This window comes from Actinomadura sp. 9N407 (genome assembly GCF_044326315.1).
In the GTDB taxonomy this organism is placed as follows: domain Bacteria; phylum Actinomycetota; class Actinomycetes; order Streptosporangiales; family Streptosporangiaceae; genus Spirillospora.
Genome location: NZ_JBIRAW010000068.1, coordinates 1 through 5997 on the forward strand (window position 1 = coordinate 1; position 5997 = coordinate 5997).

Annotated in this window: 5 protein-coding genes and 1 pseudogene; 3 read left to right on the forward strand and 3 right to left on the reverse strand. The window is 64.1% G+C overall.

Features of this window, described 5'->3' with window-relative positions; all coding sequences use genetic code 11:
- Positions 1-335 precede the first annotated feature (335 nt).
- On the forward strand, positions 336-761 hold the full coding sequence (locus ACH34Q_RS46820) for a hypothetical protein (RefSeq protein ID WP_395989747.1): 426 nt from the start codon (positions 336-338) through the stop codon (positions 759-761).
- Positions 762-2189: 1428 nt separating this feature from the next.
- Here the strand turns inward: ACH34Q_RS46820 and ACH34Q_RS46825 are convergent.
- On the reverse strand, positions 2190-2579 hold the full coding sequence (locus ACH34Q_RS46825; RefSeq protein ID WP_395989748.1) for a DUF5958 family protein: 390 nt from the start codon (positions 2577-2579) through the stop codon (positions 2190-2192).
- 108 nt (positions 2580-2687) lie between these two features.
- On the opposite strand from ACH34Q_RS46825, the gene ACH34Q_RS46830 reads away from it, so the two are divergent.
- Positions 2688-3134 carry a hypothetical protein gene (locus ACH34Q_RS46830; protein ID WP_395989749.1) on the forward strand — a complete coding sequence of 149 codons (447 nt, stop codon included), beginning with the start codon at positions 2688-2690 and terminating at the stop codon, positions 3132-3134.
- A 272-nt stretch (positions 3135-3406) separates the two neighbouring features.
- Positions 3407-4360 (forward strand): hypothetical protein, encoded by a 954-nt coding sequence (locus tag ACH34Q_RS46835; RefSeq protein ID WP_395989750.1) that lies wholly within the window; start codon positions 3407-3409, stop codon positions 4358-4360.
- A 620-nt stretch (positions 4361-4980) separates the two neighbouring features.
- Here ACH34Q_RS46835 and ACH34Q_RS46840 read toward each other — a convergent pair.
- Both ACH34Q_RS46840 and ACH34Q_RS46845 read right to left on the reverse strand, forming a co-directional pair.
- A complete protein-coding gene (locus ACH34Q_RS46840) occupies positions 4981-5295 on the reverse strand; it encodes a hypothetical protein (RefSeq protein ID WP_395989751.1) in 315 nt (104 codons plus the stop codon).
- A gap of 576 nt (positions 5296-5871) precedes the next feature.
- Positions 5872-5997 (reverse strand): annotated as a pseudogene (locus ACH34Q_RS46845) (IS630 family transposase); the annotation flags it as partial.

Sequence of the window (5997 nt, forward strand, 5' to 3'; positions counted from 1 at the left end):
GACGTCCGTGTCTGGATCAACGAGTGGAACGCCGACCCCAAGCCGTTCGTGTGGACAAAACACGCCGACGACATCCTCGAAACCCTCGCCACATACTGCCAACTAATTAACGACTCGGGACACTAGCTGGGCGCCGTTCGCGCGGGAGCACCCTCCGGGTCGGTGCGTCTGCTAACGCGGGTGCTAACAATCCGCCTGGACGATTTTGGACGGGCGTGGAACCGGCGGGTGCCCAAAAGTAGTGTCGATCAGGCCAGGGGACGACTGTGGACGGGTGTGGATCTTGTTCGTGAGACTCGTAATGAACAGGTCGTAATGCCTGGCATGCTCTCCCAATGCTGTACTTCACCGAGACCGGCTGGGTTGCGAGCTTTTCCGGAGGCGGGAGCCCAGGCACCGACACCGCCGTTGGGCGTATACGGCGTGTAGAGAGTTGGGATCCGGCAACCGGCATGGCGCTCATCGTTGACCCGAAGCAAGGCCGGCTGCGGCCCGTTACGGACTGGGAGGACTTCGCCGGGCTGGAGCAAGCTGAGCGAGTGATCGCTTCGCTACCCGGCGGCGGATGGCAAGCCCACTGGAAGGACGAGGGCGGCGAACCTCTGACACAGCCGATCTTGGCGTGGCTCATTGCTGCAAGCGGACGCGCGACGCCTGTCACCATCGACACCAGTGGATATGAGGACGAGTTAGAGCTAGGCGAACCTGACTACCTACTCGCACCTGGCGAAGCCCCAGAGGCCCGTGAGAGTCGCCGGTGAGGTTTCGCGGGAGACACGTCCGGCCCTGCCGCTCGGGGCTGTATCCGGCAGTCCCCGAGTGGGCGACGAGTAGGAAGGAAGCGTCCAGGTCAGCGTGGAGGCGGCGGGCAATTAGCGGGCAATTAGCCAGGGTGATCTAGGGGCACTCACGGTCGCTCGCGGCTGGGCCCGGCGGCCAGGTCAGCGGCCCTAACGGGTGTGATCGGTTTGGTTCCCAAGCTGATGTTCAAGGCGGTCGCCGTCGATGGCTAGGCGCAGTGGAGGGCTGGGGGCTCTCGCTGCCGCGCGGCTTCCGGTGCTCGGGCCGTGACCGGCCCTGCGCTCCGGGTCCGCTTGTCGCCGACAAGCGGGTTGCTGTCGCTGGTCAGCAGGCCCAAGTGTGACGGCAACGTTGACGGCAACGACGGCAACCAGTCGGCACCACGGGCGCACGTCAGGCACCGTCCGACCTCGGTCAACGCCACGGCAGCAGGGTGATCGTTACTTCTGAAAAGCGGAAGGTCGGCGGTTCGACCCCGCCCCTGCCCACCTCACAGAGCAGCATAACGTTCCGGAGCCATATGGCCTGGGGCGTTGTCGTTGACAGCACCGCACATCTTCCATGAGCGGACGGTCAGCCGATGGTCTCCGCCGGCGCCGCTCCGATCGGAGGCCACGCGATGCGCGCCACTTCAGAGTGATCAGTCGAGCCTTACCGGTTCCGGACGCTTCGCCCATCGACGGAACCTCCACCGATAGACCGGCCCGATCGCGAACCGGAAAGTGGCCCTGTCCTCGTTTACGACCAGCCGAAGCCGCCTGATGGTCGGAGAGCCATCGGTCGAGCGCAGCCGAAGACGGAGCAGGCGAACGCGCAGGAAAGCCCTCCATGATGTGTCCTCATCTCGCTGGGCCTGCAGCACCGGTCGGACTGCCTCGAACGCCGGGAGGGCCTGGAACTCACACTGCACCGTCGGCTGGTCTCTCCCAATCTCCCGCAGCAGAGCAATGGGCTGGCTCCCACGCGTGAGCACGTAATCGACTCTGTCCATGCCCGCCATTCTCCACCGTCCTCACATCTCCACATTCACCCGGACCGCCAATCTGCCGACGCAGCGGAGTTCTTCGCCAACGTCCTCAGGCGGACAGTACCGGTGACAGCAACACCGCCGAACAAACCAGCCATGAGCACACGCCCGCATCCGTCCGACCTCGGCCGACGTCAATTCGAGCGCGAGACTTCCACACCTGAAAAGTACCCGCTCCAGCATGACAAAGCCCAGGTCCGAACCATGATCCGGGACACTGGGACTTCGCCGTTCACGAGCCGTTCCCGTCCGGCTGTGCCCGTTGCGTGCCCGATCCGTCGCCGGGCTTCTTCCGCTTCTTGCTCTTCTTGCTCGCGTGGAGGAGTAGCGGCTACGCCGCTGGCCAAAGACACTTGCGGGATCAGGCTCGGAGGTGGTGCCAAGCATGGCCGCATCCATCGATGCAACAGTGCTCACGCCGCCGCTCGTCAGCAACGCCAAGGAGCGCCACCAGTGGGCGGAACGCCTTAACCCGCTCGTCCTGCCGCAAGTTGACGATCTTTGCAAGTTGCTCCCTGATACGCCGGCGCGTGATCAGCACGGCCGGAGTGTGGGTAGGGCGGATTCCGGCTCTGCGGATGCTCTCCGGCCCGTCCTCTACGAAAGCGCGCGCCTGAACGCAGAAGGCGGCGAGGTCGCGCAAGGCGCCGAACTGCTCAGTGTCGTTCAGCCCCTCGAACCACTCGACCCCTTGAGCAATCGGGGCCATCCCTTGCGCCAACTCGTTCAGAATGACCGCACGCTCGTTCATCCCAACCCACCTCACCACACGCGCGCAATCCCGCACGGTCATCGAACCAGATCGTAAAGCGTTCGGTGTTCGCGGCGGCCGTGTCTACTGTGTCGGATTATGAGGTATGTGCGGCGGCGCGAGACGCAGGACGATCGGTCAAGGCGTCGGTCTGACCGCGTCCCGCGCGATGAGCCAGTACCTCGGGATGCGATCGACGGCGGCGATGTTCTCGTGGCCGGCCTCTTCTCGGCGAAGTACGAGGGCCATGTCGAGGCCATGGCTGCTCTGGCGGGTGTGGTCGAGGGTTTGGGCGGTCGTGTCGTGGGGCGGTTCGTTCAGCGGCGGGGGGTCTCGGGCCGCAAGAAGGGCCGCGCGCCTGGGGGGCGGGCGAACATGGACCGTCCTTACTCGTCGCGGACGTTGATGAGCACGGGGAAGGTGCGTGAGATAGCGGCCGCGCGGGCCGACATGGATGCCAAGGTGGTCGTGTTCGCCAACGAGTTGACGATCAGACAGCGGACGGTCCTGACGGAGTTGCTCGGTTGCCCGGTGTTCAGCCGCGGTGATCTCTGAAGGCCAGAGGCAGCGGGCCGCGCCCATGCCGGTCCCTGCGGGTCACAGGACTGAGCGGCGTGCAATTAGCGTGCAACTAAGGGTGGTGATCAGAGGTCGATCACGGTCACTCGCGGGGAGGGCTGGAGCCCAGGTCAGCAGCCCTAGCAGGCTTGATCGGTTTGGTTCCCGAGCTGACAGCGCGGTTTGATTCCCGTCACCCGCTTCACGAGGAGAGACCAGGACTGCGGGTGTGAACCTTGGCCATGCTGAGGCGGGATGGCGTAGCTGGCATGAGCGCGTTCGCCTGGCCATCGTTCTTCTCTGGAGATTTTCATGTCGGCGAACAGGGGCAGGAATCGGGACGGTTCTGCAGAACTGTGTTGGTGGTGCGTGCTGGGATGCTGTTCATGGATGGTGAGCAGGTGCTGGCGGCCGTGGCGTATCTCATGGGGATGGATCCTGATGGTTTGACGTGCGATGAGCCAGGGCATCTGGGCGGGCATGCGTGCCTGCCGGTCTCTGGTTCCGTGGACATGGAGGCCCTGGTGAAGATGCTCACCGAGCAGTACGCCGGCCCGTTCAGTCAGCCTGATGGGTTGTCGGCTCTGCGCTTGGGGGAGCAGGTCGGATGGACGCACACCTGGGTGTGGGACGCGCGGGCGGTCGCGCTCGGCCACGCCTCGGACGGCCGACCGGTCATGGCCGTCACGGAGCGGAACCCGCCGAATCCGGCTGAACTGCCCGCAGAGATGTCGTGGGTGGAACGGCTGGTCGCGATCACCGCGGTGACGGTGCCACTGGTTCCCGCGCCCGACTGGGCGTCGGTCGAGTCACGCTTGGGCAGCGCGCTGCCGAGCGACTACAAGCTTCTCGTCGAGAGGTTCGGTTGTGACGGTCTGTTCGACGAGTTTTTCCACGTCTTCTCTCCGGAGGAGTTGATCTGGCATACCGAGGTCTTTTCTGATGGCGGCTTCGTGCCAGAAGGTGAGCATCCTGCGTCCTTCCCGGCCTCGGATGGGGTGATTCCCTGGTCGGACAACGAGCACGAGGAGCGGTTCTTCTGGATCACTGAGGGGCCCGATCCCGACTGCTGGCCCGTCTACGCCTTGGACAGTCTCAATGAAGGGAGCCGGTTCGAGTGCACGGCGACGGAGTTCCTGTTCCGCCAGATGACCGATCTGGATCTGCCTTTGACCACTACCGCGGACTTCCGCGGGCACTGGTTCATGAGAACGATCGGCTGAAACAGTATCTCGCTGCTGACAGTCGTGGTTGCGCTGAGACCACCTTTGTGGAGCTGCCCACAGCGATCGAGGCACCCCTGCCGCGCAGCGCCTGGAGAACGGGCGCCGTGCAATTAGCGTGCAACTAGGGGCGGTGATCAGGGGTCAATCGTGGTCACTCGCGGGAGGGCTGGAGCCCAGGTCAGCAGCCCTAACAGGCGTGATCGGTTTGGTTCCCAAGCTGATAGGGCGGGTTCGATTCCCGTCACCCGCTCCACCACGAAGGCCCAGGCCAGGGACATGATCCCCGACGCTGGGCCTTGATCGTTCAGGGGCTCGTGAAGAGTTCGAGGCCTAGCACGTACCCGCCTGCGTAGAACGTTGCGCAGCATGGCGCCACTGCTAAGAGGCCCGGGAGCATGTCAGCGGACCCACCAGGCCTCAACGGCCCCCGATGAGAACCTTCATTACGGTTTCAAGGGCGCCCCGCAAGCGGGGCGCCGGCGGCCGCGCCCGGCTCTGCGAGCCGGGCATGTGGCCTGTTCCGTCCGGTCCCGTCTCGCGCCGCCGTTCGCGGCCGCCCCTGCCCACGCGGAGTCCCGAAGCGCGAAGCAGTTCACGGACGACTGAGACTGTGATGCTCAGCCCTTGCCGTCACCTTGCACCCGCGGGACGACTCCGACGAACTCAGCCCCCTTGTGGTTGCCCACCACCAGGGCGAACCCGTGACCATCTGAGCATTCGAGATCTATGCGGACATACCCGCCACGCGTCCCCAGAGGGCTGTCATAGTCATCCCTGTCTGGCTGCACAGTCACGACTTCATGATCCTTAGCAAAATTCATGTTCTCGACTTCAGCAATGCCGCATGCAGGGCACATCAACTGCCACTGCCTGCTCCATACGGGGCTGGAGCTGTCGATCGGAACCAGAATCTCTGAGTGAGACATCGGCATCGCGCTTCCTCCAAAGGGCGGGCGAAGTTCAAGAGCTCAACCAAAGGTAGTACGCAGGCCTCCGGATCGGTTGCTGTACTGATTCGGAACGAGAAGGTGACAGCAGGCGGCCTGGCCAATTGAGCGAGCCCGAAGGGGGGTCTCGCGACCCCCAGCCCCCCGCGAACCGGAGTTCTCATCCGCGCGAACCTGTCTGTCACAACGTCTCGCCATTCGCGCGGATAAGCAGTCCGGGCCGGTGGTGACCAGGGCCGGAAACGCTCAGTGCAGGAAGCCAGCCAGACCGAAGAGACTCCCGAGCATGCCCCAGAACGCACCGAGCGCCGCCAGAGTCCCCTGGGCCTGGTCTACCCCTAGTCTCCGGCGCGCATACAAGTACGTGGCGATCGCTGACAAAGCACTCATCAGAAAGAAATTTGCGGCAAGCGAGACGGCTAGTAGATCCACGGCCAGGTCATCCTCTCTCTTGGCCGATAGACCTGGGGAGAGAGGGGGTGCCTCAACTCCACCAGGCGTGCCTGATAGAGCCGAGCCACCGCAACCCGACGAGCGAGGGCGTTCGGTTCCTACATCGTGCTAGTGTCCCGAGTCGTTAATTAGTTGGCAGTATGTGGCGAGGGTTTCGAGGATGTCGTCGGCGTGTTTTGTCCACACGAACGGCTTGGGGTCGGCGTTCCACTCGTTGATCCAGACACGGACGTC